We start from the raw sequence: 15005 nt of genomic DNA, 5'->3' as shown, positions 1-15005 counted from the left end.
ACTTTCCAGCTGGGCAATCTCTCTACTACTATTAAGCTGATGCGCGTCTAGATTCTACATTTTTGCATTCAGACCGTCATAAGTCAATTGGTCATCTGGACTTTGAAATACAAATGACTAAGCGCAAAATCGAGCCAGTCGCACAGGAAGGGTTCCCCGACTTGTGCGAACTGGCGTTGAGCGGAGGTTTCCTCCGTTGGCGTAGCCCGCCGTTCGCGTAGCGTCTCGCAGAGAAGGCATCAGAACTTTGTAAGAGAGGACCAATGACTAATGACAACTCTCACGATTAAATATACAAATTATATGCGTAACAGCTTAACCTAAATAAAAATACTTAAAATTATAACTACAGAGACTTGTCACCTCTTTCCCATTCAGGTATGGCACCCTTCACCCGACGGATGGGCAAGTTGGCGATTAAAGCTGTGGTTCGTTGGTTGCTCTCTAAGGAAAACTCCAAACCCTCTGTCTCAATTTCTACATAGCGACAGACTACATCTAGGATTTCTTGCCGCATTTTTTCCAACGTTTGAGGATCTATATCAGCGCGATCGTGAGCAATCACCAATTGCAGGCGACGTTTAACTTGAGTTCGACTGCTATCAGCGCCACGAAAAAAAAGTTTTTCTAGAAGTTCAATCATTAGGAATAGGTCTGGGGCGGAGACTGGAAAGGTAAGTTAAACAATCTTTGTCCTGAACAACCTTCGTAGACGGGCGAAGATGCTGTCTTGGGACGAGTCGATCTCCAGAAATTCGACACTTTCCCCTTCTAATCTACGAGCAATGTTCTCAAAGGCTGTGGCAGCTAAAGAGGGATTTTCCGCTAACACTAAGGGTTCGCCGCGATTGGTAGATACAATAACACGCTCGTCGTCAGGGATTACCCCGATCAGAGGAATGGCGAGAAGTTCCTGAACATCTTGCACTGACATCATATCATTTGCCTGCACCATTGAGGGTCTGATGCGGTTAATTATTAAATGAACACGTTTGATACCTTGTGCCTCTAGTAATCCCACTACCCGGTCAGCGTCACGAACTGAAGAAATTTCTGGGGTGCTGACAACTAGGGCTTCTTTTGCTGGGCCGATCGCATTTTTAAATCCATTCTCAATCCCGGCGGGGCTATCGATGATTACGTACTGATATTTTTGCGCCAGTGCATTCACCAATAACTTCATCTGTTCAGGCGTGACTGCATCTTTAGAGCGATTTTGGGCTGCCGGCAAAAGTACAAGATTAGGTTGGCGCTTATCTTTGACCAAGGCTTGTTCTAAGCGGCATTCTCTGGCTAAGACTTCCACCGCAGTATAGACGATGCGGTTTTCTAGCCCTAGCAGCAAATCCAAATTTCTCAGACCAAAATCCGCATCAACCAAAGCAACTTGACGCCCTATTTTGGCTAAAGCCATGCCCAGATTTGCTGAAACTGTGGTTTTACCCACTCCTCCTTTGCCGGAGGTAATCACTATAATGCGAGTCATGATAGAAATGCGGTCAATAAGGGTTCAGAAAATATAAAACAGTAAATTGCAGTATAAAGTATGAAGTATCGTGTCAAGTATGAAGAAATATCTGTTCTCCCTGATGAAGATGAAGCATGAATATTTGTTTTATTTCATCCTTACTTATATACTTCATTCTTTAAGTAAATATTTATGGTTCTTAATTGCTCTTGGTGAATTGGTTTCTAGAAAAATCAGTAGCCCTAGCGATGCGAATTCCTTGGGGCGTAATATGTGCCACCTCTGGAGAAAACTGCATTGGCGGTTTTTCTGGTGCCCTAGCTACAGCATCTGCAATTCGTAATTGAGTTGGTTCCATTTGCAAGGCCATAATCAGACACTCACGATTGCCTCCAGCACCAGCATGAGCGATTCCACGTAGGCGACCCCAGATGATAATATCTCCATCTGCAATTACAATACCACCTGGATTTACATCTCCCAAGATAATTACTGTACCAGGATGACGAATTTCTACTCCAGAACGGACTGTAATTTCTAGATAAAGGGCATCTTCCTGGGGTATGGCTGTAGCTGTTGGCTCGGAATTCAGGGAAGTTACGGGCTGTAGTTGTTCTACAGAATACCCAGAGGTGACAGCAGCGATCGCAGTTTGCCGACGACTAGTCGAGACTGATATGAGCCGCAGTTGAACTTCGCTCAAAGCCTCAGCGAGTTCTTGGAGTTGTCTGGCATCTACTAGGCGGTCTTGTGCCATTAAATGCACAGGTGTATTAGATATCCGAAAGCGATCGCCTGCATTTAAACGCTGTCTTATTTGTTGCCAAATATCAGACCAAGTGATTTCTGAGGCAGATACTTGAGATTCCGGGGGCAGAATTAATAACAGCCGTCCCTCCTGACTTTTTAACTGGACTTGACTATTGTCATTTACGCGATACCCTGATATTGCTGCCTCATTAGGATTTAAATCAGTAAGAATAAAATCGTCTGATGCTGCATCAGTATTTGACTCTACATCTTCAAGGGCAGTATTTGATTTTAAATAAAGGAGGACGGATTTTAACTCCGCATCAGGGGGGATAGGATCTGACTCTACATCAGAAACAGTAGGATTTCCCTCTACCTCTGAAAGAATAGAGTTTGATTCTGCATCAGGAAGTGCAGAATTTGACTTTAGATTAGGAACCGCAGAATCAGAAGTCATGAAGTACTAGCCAAAAGACAAAAAATAGACAAATTTTGGATTTGAATGGGATTTTGGATTTGGATTACCCACAAGAGGTAGAAAGGGCGTAGCGGGATGTTAGTCTGGCATGAACCAAAAGATTATTTAATCTCAAATCGTTCGACTAAGCGTCTTACCTTGAGCGTACCCCTACGGGGAAGCAAGCTACGCGCAGCGTCTCGTAGAGAAGCCGAAAGGAGCCGAAGTCTCAAATCTCAAATTGGCAGGGTCAACCTTTGATAAACTGTCCTCAAGGCATCAGCATCGCCAACGTTACCTGGAAACAGCACCACAGGTAAATCAGGAAACTGAGGATGATCGGATGGCGTTAACACCATTGAACAACCAGCTAAAATTTGACCGAGTAAACGGGCTGAAGTTAAAGCTAGTCCAGTACTCAAAATATCATTAGAAGTAATACCACCCTTGCTGATTAAGAATCCTATATCAGATGGTAAACCACGGACAATATCCATCAATAAACTTGAAACTTTTTCTCCAAACTCCAATCGTGTCTTAACATCTTTAAAATTCAGTTCCTGACGGCTAGTATAAACCACTGGTGTTTTGCCAGCTTCGTGTGCCGCCCGTGTACTTTCTTGAATTTCAGTTAGCAATGGCGCAGATTGATTTGCATCATCAAGTAATCGCGCTACATCTACTTCAATTCCCACTGTTCCTTCTACTTGCAATAGCGCCTCTAATTGCTGGGTAGTTTTTTTCACATGGGAACCAACAATTACTGCACCTGGTTTGCCTTGGCGCACGTACTGCCCCATATTTTCGGCGGCAATAGGTTGGGGTGGTAAAGCGGCTAAAGCTGTTAAAATACTTGCTGCACTGCGAAATAAAAAGCGTTTCCCTTGACTTGCTGCTGCTAATATGTCTACTGCAAAGCGGTTGAGATCGTCTTTAGTTTCACCATCTACAACAGCGCACTTATTACCACTCAGTTGTAACAAACGTTCCAAACTACCAGCGCGAATATCAGCTAGCAGAAATCTTTCTACAGCTTCGGCACTAATTTGTCCTTGAGTCTTTTCTTCGACATACTTGGGTAAGTAACTGTGATGGTAGCTGAAGACTGAATCACGGGCAAATTCAGTTTCATGAACTGGGGTGGGTACACCGTCAATAATCAAGTAATGCACACTGTCACGAGTGATGCGTCCACCTTCAAAAAAAGCTGGGACGAGAAAATGAGCATCAAAAGGGCCGAGTTCTTGTGCGATCGCATCAGTTTCAATGGGATAATGTCCCCGCAAAGTAGAATCAGAACGACTGACAATCAAAAAATCCTCAATTCCTTCAGCATTCAAAGCGATTTTCAGGTTATGGCAAACTTCTTTAGTCACAGATGCAGCTGACTCTGGCGTTAGCGATCTAGTATTAGTTAGCACAAAGAAAATCGGCGAATCATCCTGCAAACCGATGCGTAGAGTGTCCACATCCCAGTGCATTAGCAGCAAGCAGCTGTGGACTGTCTGAGAACCTGTAGGGTCATCATCCAGGACAATTATTTTTGGTTTGTTGCTCATTTAGGTCAACGGGGCGATTGTTTTTTAAGAAAGTCATCAGCAAAGAAAAATTCTACTTAGCCTTTGTGCAATTTTCTGATTTCTGCTTGCACATCGATCGCAATTTGCAATGATTGATTTAGCAGTTGAGCATATTCGCCTGCTTGACTACTAACTTGTAAAGCTTGCAGACTGGCTAAATTATTCACAAATAACTCTTGGTTATTAGCAAGCAATTTTTTATTATCTCGCAAAATTCGTTCCGTTTTCAGAGCGCGGACTAAATCTTCTCTAATTAGTTGCAGGGCGGCGGTTACTTTATCTCGGTCATGGATACTGCTTTCTACGTTTCCTGATGCTGCCAATTGGTCATTAATATCTATAGCAGCAACTAGGTCATGATATTTATCAACTTCATCTAAAAGTATTGTCAGTCCTTCAGGACAGGTCAACTGCCGCCACAGCCATCGCCCCATTAATATCGGCATTGGTACTAAAATGAGTAAAAGAATTCCTAGTCGAATTGAAGAACCAATTGTTGGCAGAATAATAAACGCGTAAACAAAACCAACAATTATTGGCGTTAGCGCCAACGTAACCAGCATTTCATTGATAAAAAACCCTAATCGCTTCTTGCTATCTCGCAAAACAGAGGGGCGAAAAACGTCTTCTGGATCAAACCCAGTCAAACGTCTTAGTTCCCCCTTACTAATTTCCAAGCCTATTAAGTCCGGCTGCACGGCTGGATAACTCCTATGGAAGCCCAAGTTGCGTATTTATTTTAATCGGGTTTGGTAGAGAAGCAATGGGTGGTTACGTATAGTTATGATAAAAAGCAGACTGTGCAACATGATTAAATAAAGCTAAAAAGCATTTGCACTTATTTTTTACTTTATTTTGGATATAACGCAGTACTTATGTAAGCGATCGCGTTTAAGCGCACGTCAAGTTGAGTATTATAACCGCAGAACAACGATTAATAACTTTTGATGTTGCAACTGCTGAAAATGCATCTTCGCAGATGGGCGCAAAACTAAATTATCGACCGCAAGCCACCGATACCAGTATAGATGCAGATACTTATCTGTTTTCCCAGTTGCGAAAACTCTCACTTGAACAACGAATAAAAATGTTCGCGGCTCATGAACGTGGGGTAAAAAAACTTTGCCTTGCAGGAATTAAATCACGACATCGCAGTGTTTCCAAAGAGGAAATTCGTTGTATATTTGCGCGTGCTTTGTTGGCAGAAAAATTTCCTCCAAACTTCCAGTTGATTGGTGTTGATGAAAGTATAATAGGTTTAAAAGCATTGCTTACACTGCTTTAACCAAGCAAACTACTGCAATTGGAAATCGCTTCTCAAAAATTAAGGAGCATAGATATGAGTAACATATTGTCTGATTTATCTAATCTTAAAGAACTCGAATTGCAAGAACTGTCTGAGGAAGAATCTCAACTTGTAGTTGGAGGTAATTTATTTGGAAGTATTGTTGGCGCTGTTGCTGGTAGTTATATCGGCTCTAAAGCAGGACTAGCTGGTATTATTGCAGGAGGATTAGTTGGAGGTGCAGTAGGGTCTGTAGCGGAAGACTTCATTAACGGTCTATCCCGCCGGAAGCAAGTCCTAGTCCCAGTAACTGTATCTGATGGGGAGACAACAAGCACTCAGATAGTGTTGGCTGATGTCTGATGAATGCAGTTCAAGGGAGAGCAGAGTATTGAACGCTATCTCTGTTCGATTGTACCTCGTACTGAATTAGACGCAAGAATCCCACGAATTTAGCGAAACGACCCGTGGGAGTGTCAATCAGGAAACCAGTTTTCATCTAAAATTTGTTCTAAAGAGCCAAGCAGTGCAACAGGGAATGTATTAATGGGAAGTTGAGAGCGATCGCTTGCTTCTTTCCTTGCGTCTTGATAACATTCATCAAATATTTCTAAAATGTAAGGCTTAAGACTAGGACTATCTTTGAGTTGATCCTTAATCTCTCTACGGAATGTCCTGATTTCCCCTTTCCAATGCCCTTGATTGCGCTCCCGTTCTATATCCCAGTATGTGAGCTTAAGCAGATGTTCAAAAAGTCGAATTAACAGACTTTTCACCGTTCGCTTCTGGCTCCTACCCATACTTTCTAATTCTTCTAACAAATTATCTAAATCCACAGAAGAAAATTGACCAGCGCGAAGTTGGTTGATGGTTGTCCTGAGCCAAAGGTAATAATCTTGGTCGTATAAAGTCTGAATTGTTGGTTCTACTTGCATCACCATACAGTTGCTAAATTCCTATTTTTTGTATTAAAAACTGTGTGTTGTACACATCAATTCTGCTTTAGGTTTTGAATACCAAAAATCGCCTCTAATCTCTCACCAAAAGAAAAATATCCTCTGTAACAATCATTTTTAGGTTGGTCGAGTATTAGTCCTTGTGCTTCAGGGTGAGCTAGGTAGATAATCTCGCAGCCAGTAACAGCCGAGTGTGGCTAAACTAGCCTAGTTCAAATTCCACAGCTTGATGATATTATCACTCAGGACTTACGCATTGAAAACCTGAAACCTCGATCCCCCCTAATCCGTGCCAGTCGCTCATGGGGGAAACCCCCAAGACCGCGCTGGCTCCCCTTAAAAGGCTACGGTGTACACACAAGTCAAAAAAAGCTCGATGCAACAAAGGTGCAGCTCAATGCAACAAAAGTGTAGCTCAATGCAACAAAAGTGTAGCTCAATGCAATAAAAGTGTAGCTCGATGCAATAAAAGTGCAGGTCAAGAGACTTGTGTGTACACCGTAGCCTTAAAAGAGGGGGATCTTAAAAGCCCCCTTTTTAAGGGGGTTGGGGGGATCTCTTGTGCGTAAGTCCTAATTACTGATAAAGACGATCGTTTGTCCATGCGGGCTGAAGCTGATACTCCACACTATATCAGTAGTGTCACCTCAGTGTCTTGATGGGCGTGCCGTCTCGCTTCCACAGCTTGATAGTCTTATCTCCACTGCTAGAGGCGATCATTTGTCCATCCGGGCTGAAGCTGATACTCCACACAGCATCATTGTGTGCCCTCAGCGTAGCGATGAGCGTGCCGTCTTTTTTCCACAGCTTGATGGTCTTATCCACATACACTGCCAGAGGCGATCATTTGTCCATCCGGGCTGAAGCTGATACTGCTCACAGAACCAGTGTGACCACTCAGGGTAGTGATCAGCGTGCCGTCTAGCTTCCACAGCTTGATGGTATTATCCCCACTGCCAGAGGCGATCGTTTGTCCATCTAGGCTGAAGCTGACACTGTATACAGGACGATTGTGCCCCAAGCTGTTTTGTTTTTTCACCCCATTAACCGCCTGCTTCTAAGCTGATTGCTTCAATAAGTGTTCGTTCTCTTGGCGGGCTTTTTCAACCGCTGCAACCGCTCGATCGCTATTGGCAGCAATCCCTGTTTTCGTACTTTGACAAGCCGAAAATCCGGCTGCGATCACGCCTGTCAGCATCACCCTCAGCGCACGAGAATTCAGTACATAGCAAAACTCTCTAGCTTTCAGAGTTTGGTAAAAAATCTCGTTGAGAGCCTTTACTAGTTGTTCCATGTTTGTCTCTTAATGACCAGATAAAGAGCATGGCATAAAAGTTTTAAATAATTGCAACTTTCTGTGTGACTCCTTCTCACGCTTGTATGTTGCACGAATTTACAACAGGCGATCGCTTGAACCACATTCTGCGGCTGAAATATGGTTCTATCGAGATGGTTTAACCCCTAGCGATTCTCGTTTACGCAGCCAATCCCCGTCATAGGTCTTTAGCAGTTTTGTTAAAAGCTGGAAAAACTCTTTATCTGTTTCATCGATGGAACGTCGAATCCAAAATCCTCCAGATGTATTTGCTGCATACCAATCAACATTTTCTACAGTAGTCAAATAATCGGATAGCCATCTAAACTTTTCTTGGAAATATAGATCGGGAAGAGTTTTATTTTCAAGATGCTTGAGATATTCACGTTTAATTACTTCAAATTTCTCATAATTCTTATCAAACCTGAGTTCATTTACTTCTCTTTTCTCTAACCGCAATTGATATTCTTTTTTGACTAACTGATATTGTTTTATGAAAGTATTAAATTCTTCAGGAGTGGCAAACAAAATCTGATAACTTGTATAAAAAGCTCTCGCAGTATCCCTGATTTTTGTATTATAAGAGGTTTGTGTTTGTTGCCTGAAACTTTCATGCTTTTCTGCATAAATAATATTTTTTTGTAGCCATTTAACAAATTCTGGATTGTAATATCCAAATTTATATTCAGACTTAAATGTAAGATCGTAGTCTTTGCGGAAAATAGGCAAGCCAGAAAGAATCCGCAACTTCTGATAGTCGATGAAGGGCTTGATATCACAGTAGAGGCTACGCAGTCCTACGTTTAAGTAAGTCCCACATTCCTGATACTTTTCTAGCTCTGTCATATTTGATCTGTTAAGACCCAGCCAAGCAGAACGGATTATTTCTTCCGGTTGACCTCGCTCAGATGACTGAACACTCTTCAAAGTAAAAATAGTAAATCCTGCGATGATTAAGCCTGCTGTAATTGCACCAAATGTAGTCTGACGCAACCGCTTAATTTCTCGCTTTCGATTTTTTGGTTTTTCTGACTCTAACTGATTACACTCTTCTACATTGATTAGACCTCTTGCATAAATCAAAAATAAGAACCCCAAAGAGCCAAAGCTACGCTTTGTCTCCCCTCCCCTTAGCAAGGGAAGAGGTTGGGGGTGGGGTGTTAGTGACTTTTGCAAGAGGTCTATTATCTCTTGTGCGCCAGGCTGTTGTTTTATCTTGTCGAGTAAATCTTGAGCTAACTGAAGCATCTCAAGGTCATTATTGACCTTAGCGACTTCAACTTCTTGTTGCACTATAGCTTTATGAACTTCGCAGTCTGGCATCTTTTCTAATTTATCCACTGCATTTAACAAATCACTTTTTTCGCCAAACTTTTTTTTCAAAACGTTCTTAAAACTGTTGTAACTGTCTGTTATTAAATCTTTAGCCAATCCAGCACTAACAGCAGTCACAATAGCGGTAGTGATAGTATCCATAGTTTATTTTTAAATATTTAATACTAATTAAAAATAGATTTAAATAATTTGCTACTAAATTCTAATGTATATTATCACGGTTAACCGTACCAAATGTGTGGGAATCTTCAGTTGGTGTTCCAGGTTTGCAATTTGGGTCATAGCTTTGGGCTACTAACGCTACATACTTAGTATCCATCATGCTGAGGTTATGAATTTCAGTTAAGGTGCAATACCGCAAATATTCCTTAAGTCTAAATTAAAGCTTACTGAAAGAATGAGGTTTTAATTTACAAAGTCATTGAAAATGTACGAGATCCTATTTATCACCTCCAAATTCTCAGCCTTAAAAATTGATTATTATTGTTCCTTCATCAGGGAGTAGAAAAATGACTGCTGCAAATGGTAAGCGCAAAATTCGCTACGCTGTCGTTGGTTTAGGTTGGTTTGCCCAAGAAGCTGCCTTACCTTCGTTTGACAATGCCGCTAACTCAGAATTAGTGGCACTGGTTTCAGATAACCCCACTAAAAGCGAAGAACTGAGCAAAAAGTATGGTATACAGCATACTTACTCCTACGAGGAGTATGAAGACTGTTTGGCAAGTGGCAAGGTTGATGCAGTTTATATTGCGCTGCCCAATCACTTGCATTGCGACTATACTGTGCGGGCTGCTAATCAGGCAATTCATGTATTATGTGAAAAGCCAATGGCAGTAACAGAAGAAGAGTGTGAGGCAATGATTAAAGCTGCCAATGACAATAATGTGAAGCTGATGATTGCCTACCGTTTACATTTAGAAGAAGCCAATTTACAAGCAGTCGAAATTTTGCGTTCAAAGCAAATTGGTGAACCACGAATTTTCAACTCGGTTTTTACTCAGCAAGTAGAAGAAGGCAATATTCGTTTACGAGATGTTACAGGTGGTGGAACACTTTATGATATTGGCATCTACTGCATTAATGCTGCACGTTACCTATTTCAAGATGAACCAATTGAAGTATTTGCTGTAGCTGCCAATAATGGAGAAGAACGCTTTAGCGAAGTGGAAGAAATGACTAGCGTCATCTTACGTTTCCCAAATGAACGATTGGCAACATTTACCTGTAGCTTTGGAGGGGCAAGTGTTTCAAGCTATCAGGTTGTAGGTACTCAAGGCGATTTACAAGTAAAACCTGCATATTCTTGGCAGGGAGAAATTAAGCATTACCTAACTATTAATGATGAAACCCAAGAGCGTACTTTTGAGGATCGCGATCAACTAGCGGCTGAATTTACCTATTTCTCTGATTGTATTCTCCAAGATAAAGACCCAGAACCGTCTGGGACGGAAGGGTTGATTGATGTTAGTATTATTCAAGCGCTTTACAAGTCAATTGAAACAGGTAAACCTGTGCAGATCCAAACTCGCGATCGCCATCAACGCCCCACATTGGATCAAACTATTGAGCGTCCTCCTAGTGACGAGAAGCCAGATTTGATTCATGCTGCTGCACCTTCTGGGGAATGATTGCTAATACTAATTCTTTGTGAAGTTGCACAAAATCAAGCTTGGTAAAATAGAGAATGTACTATGTGGATGATTGTCAGATAACAGACACTTAGTACTAGTCATTTTGTAGTGATCGCTTATGCTGGATACGCAAAAATAAGATACTTATACATCAATCATAAATACTTAAGAAAAACTTATGGATGATGTTAGTCAAGTTTCTATCTTGCCAGTGCGATCGCAGCATTCTGTCCCCCAAAGCCAAAACTCAAACATAATACTTGGTGAATTTTACTTAGGCGTGCTGCTGTAACCAGGTCTATATCAAATTCTGGGTGCTGCAATCCTATACAAGGTGGTAAAATTTGATGCTTTAACGCCATGAGAGAAAAAGCCACACCTAAGGCTCCAGATGCTCCTAGTGCATGACCTGAGCTTCCCTTGGTGGAACTAACTGCCACCCTTTGGGGAAACAAACGCTGGATTACCATACTTTCCATCTGGTCATTTAGCTGGGTAGCTGTGCCATGAGCATGAATGTAATTAATATCGGCTGGTGACAGACAACTACGTTCTAGACATTGTTTGATGGCAGCGATCACACTTTTCCCTTCAGGTTCAGGTAAAACACCATGATATGCATCGTTAGTCAAGCCAAAACCGAGAATTTCACCATACACTTTTGCTTGACGCTGTTTTGCCAACTCTGCTGATTCCAAGACAAATACAGCTGCGCCTTCGCCCAACACTAAGCCTTCCCGGTGCAAATCAAAGGGATAAGCCCCAGTTTTTGCCAAAGCACCCATCTGCTGAAACCCAGCCAAAGTTAGGGGTGTAATCGGTGCTTCTACTGCGCCAGCGATCGCCTGTTGACATTGCCCAGTTTGTATAAGCAAAGCTGCTTGAGCGATCGCCCAAATTCCAGTAGCACAAGCTGCCATCGGTGCTAAAACTATCCCAGATGCACCGATTTGTCTTGCAGCTGTGATCGCATTCATCTGAGGTAATGTATCTAGCCAATTTCCAAAAGAGGACACGCGCAAATTCGCCGCGTCTTCATACATTTGCCGCGCCAGCATTTCCCAAGACGCTTGATAAGAGCGACTCGATCCAATGACTACAGCACAATCAGTTAAAGGTGAAACTAACCCAGAATCTTGCAAAGCAGAAGAAACAACCATCTGAGTTAACGTTGTCAACTCAGATGGTTGTTGAGAAATTAAACCTAGAGGAAGTGGTGTAAGTTCTGGAAATGGTTGATGTAATTGGATTCCTGATTTACCTGCTAGCAAATTTTGCCAGCTATCCTCTAAGCTTCCACCCAAGGCGGAAATTAAACCAATACCAGTGACAACAACCTTTACCAATTTAGGAGTTAACAGTTAGGAGTTAGTAGTTATTCTCTCCCTGTCTCCTACTGTCCAGGTGTTTTCAGATTTTCAGCACCTTGGGTGACTTTAGCAGAGTCAATCCGATCGCCTTGCTGAATTTTGTTCACAACATCAAAACCTTGAGTAACATTGCCAAACACCGCGTAGTTACCATCTAAGAACGCCAAATCTGCTAAAGCAAAGTAAAACTGTGCAGAAGCGGAGTCTGGTGATTGTGATCGCGCCATCGCTACTGCACCCTGTTTATGGGGCAATACTACGGGTTGAGCAGTAGCATCAAAGGGTTTATTGTAAATTGGAGTATCTGAACCTTTTGGCTTAATTTCTAAAGGTATATAACGAGCATTGCCCGTTTTTGGGTCAATATAGCTACCTGTTCCCAGTTTATCTGCTGAAACTTTCGGGTCTTTGCTTTGAGGATCGCCCCCTTGAACTACAAATGGTTGGGGTTCGCGTACAACTCGATGGAAAGCTAAACCGTCATAAACACCTTTCTGCACTAAATCTACAAAGTTGCCACCTGTAATGGGGGCATCAGTGCCGTCTACTTCGATAGTAATCGGTGAGCCTTTAACCGTGAGTACCACAGTAGCCTTGCCTTCGAGGCGTGGTAAATCAGCCAGTCCAGGAATACTCTCACTATTAGTTTGAGATACAGATGTTGCTTCAGTAGTTGTCTTGGTACTTGCCTCGCTTGTGGTCGAGGTAGCTGTCGAGATTGGAGAAGACGTATTAGAACCGACTTGCTGTGTTGAACATCCTCCCAACATCAAGGCACTGATGATCACAAGAGAAAGTAAAAATTGTGAAATTTTTAACCGCATTGCCTGTTACCGATTTAACCAGAGTATCTTATCGTTTCCAGGGGGATCGGGTAATTCCATTGTCCCCCTGTCCCTAGTCCCTAGTCCCTAGTCCCCACTCCCTTACAGCCCTTCTAATGACACTCCCAAAAAGCGGGCTAATTTTGCACCTTCTGTTTCCAACTCTGTTAAAGATAACGGTTGTCCAACCCGTGTTAAGGGTATATCTCGCCGGCCCTTAATGCGTAGATAGAGGGCGCGAAGGGGATTAAGACCTTCTTTGACGGTTATTCGCACAGATTGCACATCTTCTATGCGTCCGTTAATCTCAATTCGGCGGTTTTTTCCAGGAAATCCCCAACGGAATATTTTGATTGTGCCCGTTTCCAGATTAAATTCGTTGTAACCGCCTCCCACGTCCCATAAAATTACTAGCCACAGGTATGTGGCTAATAGCAAGCCAGCAGTGCCATACAACCCCATTACTAATCCTTGGGGGACAAATGCCAGTTGAGTTGGATTGGAAACTATGAGTAAATTAACTTTTAGATAACTGGATATCCCAGCTAATAAAAAGCCGCTTGCTCCTAAGGTAACGATAGTTGCCCAGCAATAGTTGCTGAACCGACGAGAACCGAGAACATTTTGATGCAGGAGGCGATCGCCTTTGTTAATCGTTGTTGATGCCGTCATTGAACTACCATTGCCCCGTGAGATACTCGCTGTGATATACAAAGCACACTGAATGCTCTTGCATAAAGTGTGTGCTTCTGTACCAATCCGGCTATTGCTTAGGAGGCACTGAAGCTCTGTTTTAAGTCCACGGTATACTTTACCGTAGACGATGAATTTTTTACCCTGTACCCTACAAATTTTACTGTCTTGGATGATCACTTACTTGCACTATGGGACAAACCACTAGTACCGCAAACCGGAAGTCACGCATTCACGCATTCACGCATTCAAAAGCATTATGGAATATGCTTTTTAGGTATTTTAGATGGTTGCTCGTCTTGCAAAGTTATGATCGGCGGTAACCGCCGCTCAACGCCAGTTGCTTTAAGTGGGGGAACCCACCAACGGACTGGCTCGACTTTGCGCTATTTCCGTCGTGGCACACTAGGCTATTTGTAATTAGTCAAGATGTGTTAACTTCCTTCCCCCTTGTCCAACGTTTCACATAGTTTTTCTAGAGGTGTATCAACGACCGTGGCGGCGAAGTAACCATCCACATTTTACCAAACATTGTTGACAAAAATTCAACTGCGCCCTTCCCTGTTCCTGCTACTTGTATAATTTGTTAAGGCACTAAGTCCTAAATTTTTTCACTCAATCCCTGATAAAAATTATTTTTTCCCTGCCCCTGTGCCGTCTTTCTCCCCTACCTTGCATATTTGCGGGATGATTTAGCAACTTTCAAAATGCCTCCCCTGCCCCCCTGCCCCCCTGTTACCCTGCTCTTCCTGCCTCCCTGCCTCTTTTTCACCTTTTGGGAATGAGTTCCCTACCTACGTCCATGTAGACTAAATTTTTTTATATTTCTGAGAAAAGTTGTGTCAAATTGTAAAATTTCTGATATTCATATTATTTATAAGGTTTGTATTTCATGACTGATTTGCTTGGTGTGTATCAGGCAAAAACCCTGAGTAGTATGATAAGTTAAGAATCATTAAGTTACCACAAGCTAGATTACTAGCCGATGGTACGTGTAATGGCATAGAGAAAGAGAAATGCTGATTTCACTAATCAGCATTTCTCTCAGAATCTCAGTTGCTTTGACGCTGTTGAGATTGTCAAAAAAAACGTTAATTCCTCACGGCAGTCGGTTACGCAGGCTCTCCGCACTGTCTTAGAAACGTTGCAATTTTAGTAAAAAGAGGATTTTAGTCCGATGACCATCGCAGTTGGACGCGCCCCTAGTAGAGGGTGGTTTGACGTTTTAGACGACTGGCTCAAGCGTGATCGCTTTGTATTCGTAGGTTGGTCAGGGATACTATTGTTCCCCTGCGCCTTCCTAGCACTAGGCGGTTGGCTGACCGGCACCACCTTCGTCAC

The 15005-nt window shown here is 42.5% G+C and carries 17 protein-coding genes and 1 pseudogene; 4 read left to right on the top strand and 14 right to left on the bottom strand.

All coding sequences use genetic code 11. The annotated features are described in order from the left end of the window. Window positions 1-117: 117 nt before the first annotated feature. The 6 genes from V7L20_RS25495 to V7L20_RS25470 all read right to left on the bottom strand — a co-directional run bounded on the left by V7L20_RS25495 (window position 118) and on the right by V7L20_RS25470 (window position 4953). On the bottom strand, window positions 118-240 hold the full coding sequence (locus tag V7L20_RS25495) for a hypothetical protein (protein WP_334746752.1): 123 nt from the start codon (window positions 238-240) through the stop codon (window positions 118-120). A 106-nt stretch (window positions 241-346) separates the two neighbouring features. After that, the gene (minE, locus tag V7L20_RS25490) at window positions 347-643 is read right to left on the bottom strand and encodes a cell division topological specificity factor MinE (RefSeq protein WP_334746751.1); all 297 of its coding nucleotides are present in this window, start codon (window positions 641-643) and stop codon (window positions 347-349) included. Between the two features lie 36 nt (window positions 644-679). Continuing rightward, a complete protein-coding gene (minD, locus tag V7L20_RS25485) occupies window positions 680-1486 on the bottom strand; it encodes a septum site-determining protein MinD (RefSeq protein ID WP_334746750.1) in 807 nt (268 codons plus the stop codon). 181 nt (window positions 1487-1667) lie between these two features. After that, complete coding sequence (gene minC, locus V7L20_RS25480) at window positions 1668-2675, bottom strand: septum site-determining protein MinC (protein WP_334746749.1); 1008 nt, start codon at window positions 2673-2675, stop codon at window positions 1668-1670. 236 nt (window positions 2676-2911) lie between these two features. Beyond that, complete coding sequence (locus tag V7L20_RS25475) at window positions 2912-4234, bottom strand: four-carbon acid sugar kinase family protein (RefSeq protein WP_334746748.1); 1323 nt, start codon at window positions 4232-4234, stop codon at window positions 2912-2914. A gap of 56 nt (window positions 4235-4290) precedes the next feature. Then, entirely contained in the window at window positions 4291-4953 is a 663-nt protein-coding gene (locus V7L20_RS25470) for a hypothetical protein (protein WP_334746747.1), read from the bottom strand. Window positions 4954-5162: 209 nt separating this feature from the next. Between V7L20_RS25470 and V7L20_RS25465 the strand changes: the two genes are divergently transcribed. After that, window positions 5163-5540, top strand: a complete 378-nt coding sequence (locus V7L20_RS25465) for a hypothetical protein (RefSeq protein ID WP_334746746.1) — start codon at window positions 5163-5165, stop codon at window positions 5538-5540. Window positions 5541-5594: 54 nt separating this feature from the next. Next, on the top strand, window positions 5595-5903 hold the full coding sequence (locus V7L20_RS25460; protein WP_334746745.1) for a hypothetical protein: 309 nt from the start codon (window positions 5595-5597) through the stop codon (window positions 5901-5903). A gap of 113 nt (window positions 5904-6016) precedes the next feature. On the opposite strand, the gene V7L20_RS25455 is transcribed toward V7L20_RS25460, so the two are convergent. The 5 genes from V7L20_RS25455 to V7L20_RS25435 form a co-directional block, all read right to left on the bottom strand. Then, window positions 6017-6481, bottom strand: a complete 465-nt coding sequence (locus tag V7L20_RS25455) for a DUF29 domain-containing protein (protein ID WP_334746744.1) — start codon at window positions 6479-6481, stop codon at window positions 6017-6019. Window positions 6482-7138: 657 nt separating this feature from the next. Then, window positions 7139-7249 carry a hypothetical protein gene (locus V7L20_RS25450; RefSeq protein WP_334746743.1) on the bottom strand — a complete coding sequence of 37 codons (111 nt, stop codon included), beginning with the start codon at window positions 7247-7249 and terminating at the stop codon, window positions 7139-7141. A gap of 64 nt (window positions 7250-7313) precedes the next feature. Then, window positions 7314-7535: a WD40 repeat domain-containing protein gene (locus tag V7L20_RS25445; RefSeq protein WP_334746742.1), complete on the bottom strand. Its 222-nt coding sequence runs from the start codon at window positions 7533-7535 to the stop codon at window positions 7314-7316. A gap of 18 nt (window positions 7536-7553) precedes the next feature. Next, entirely contained in the window at window positions 7554-7790 is a 237-nt protein-coding gene (locus V7L20_RS25440) for a hypothetical protein (protein ID WP_334746741.1), read from the bottom strand. 147 nt (window positions 7791-7937) lie between these two features. Further along, complete coding sequence (locus V7L20_RS25435; RefSeq protein ID WP_334746740.1) at window positions 7938-9287, bottom strand: hypothetical protein; 1350 nt, start codon at window positions 9285-9287, stop codon at window positions 7938-7940. A gap of 368 nt (window positions 9288-9655) precedes the next feature. On the opposite strand from V7L20_RS25435, the gene V7L20_RS25430 reads away from it, so the two are divergent. Next, the gene (locus V7L20_RS25430) at window positions 9656-10774 is read left to right on the top strand and encodes a Gfo/Idh/MocA family oxidoreductase (RefSeq protein WP_334746739.1); all 1119 of its coding nucleotides are present in this window, start codon (window positions 9656-9658) and stop codon (window positions 10772-10774) included. Between the two features lie 203 nt (window positions 10775-10977). On the opposite strand, the gene V7L20_RS25425 is transcribed toward V7L20_RS25430, so the two are convergent. The 3 genes from V7L20_RS25425 to V7L20_RS25415 form a co-directional block, all read right to left on the bottom strand. Beyond that, a complete protein-coding gene (locus V7L20_RS25425) occupies window positions 10978-12123 on the bottom strand; it encodes a beta-ketoacyl-ACP synthase (RefSeq protein ID WP_334746738.1) in 1146 nt (381 codons plus the stop codon). A 47-nt stretch (window positions 12124-12170) separates the two neighbouring features. Next, entirely contained in the window at window positions 12171-12971 is an 801-nt protein-coding gene (locus V7L20_RS25420; protein WP_334746737.1) for a peptidylprolyl isomerase, read from the bottom strand. A gap of 102 nt (window positions 12972-13073) precedes the next feature. Beyond that, on the bottom strand, window positions 13074-13643 hold the full coding sequence (locus V7L20_RS25415; protein WP_334746779.1) for a photosystem I assembly protein Ycf4: 570 nt from the start codon (window positions 13641-13643) through the stop codon (window positions 13074-13076). A gap of 1198 nt (window positions 13644-14841) precedes the next feature. Between V7L20_RS25415 and V7L20_RS25410 the strand changes: the two are divergent. Then, window positions 14842-15005: pseudogene (locus V7L20_RS25410) on the top strand (photosystem II D2 protein (photosystem q(a) protein)); the annotation flags it as partial.

This window comes from Nostoc sp. (assembly GCF_036916735.1).
GTDB lineage: Bacteria > Cyanobacteriota > Cyanobacteriia > Cyanobacteriales > Nostocaceae > Nostoc.
The sequence above is the reverse complement of the archived record's forward strand: the minus strand, read 5'-3'. Positions and strand labels throughout refer to the sequence as shown.

Excerpts from the sequence above, each read along its gene's own strand:
- V7L20_RS25435 (WP_334746740.1), bottom strand. The coding sequence starts at position 9,287 with ATGGATACTATCACTACCGCTATTGTGACTGCTGTTAGTGCTGGATTG.
- V7L20_RS25430 (WP_334746739.1), top strand. The coding sequence starts at position 9,656 with ATGACTGCTGCAAATGGTAAGCGCAAAATTCGCTACGCTGTCGTTGGT.
- V7L20_RS25495 (WP_334746752.1), bottom strand. The coding sequence starts at position 240 with ATGCCTTCTCTGCGAGACGCTACGCGAACGGCGGGCTACGCCAACGGA.
- V7L20_RS25440 (WP_334746741.1), bottom strand. The coding sequence starts at position 7,790 with ATGGAACAACTAGTAAAGGCTCTCAACGAGATTTTTTACCAAACTCTG.
- V7L20_RS25420 (WP_334746737.1), bottom strand. The coding sequence starts at position 12,971 with ATGCGGTTAAAAATTTCACAATTTTTACTTTCTCTTGTGATCATCAGT.
- minE (WP_334746751.1), bottom strand. The coding sequence starts at position 643 with ATGATTGAACTTCTAGAAAAACTTTTTTTTCGTGGCGCTGATAGCAGT.
- minD (WP_334746750.1), bottom strand. The coding sequence starts at position 1,486 with ATGACTCGCATTATAGTGATTACCTCCGGCAAAGGAGGAGTGGGTAAA.
- V7L20_RS25415 (WP_334746779.1), bottom strand. The coding sequence starts at position 13,643 with ATGACGGCATCAACAACGATTAACAAAGGCGATCGCCTCCTGCATCAA.
- V7L20_RS25475 (WP_334746748.1), bottom strand. The coding sequence starts at position 4,234 with ATGAGCAACAAACCAAAAATAATTGTCCTGGATGATGACCCTACAGGT.
- minC (WP_334746749.1), bottom strand. The coding sequence starts at position 2,675 with ATGACTTCTGATTCTGCGGTTCCTAATCTAAAGTCAAATTCTGCACTT.
- V7L20_RS25455 (WP_334746744.1), bottom strand. The coding sequence starts at position 6,481 with ATGGTGATGCAAGTAGAACCAACAATTCAGACTTTATACGACCAAGAT.
- V7L20_RS25460 (WP_334746745.1), top strand. The coding sequence starts at position 5,595 with ATGAGTAACATATTGTCTGATTTATCTAATCTTAAAGAACTCGAATTG.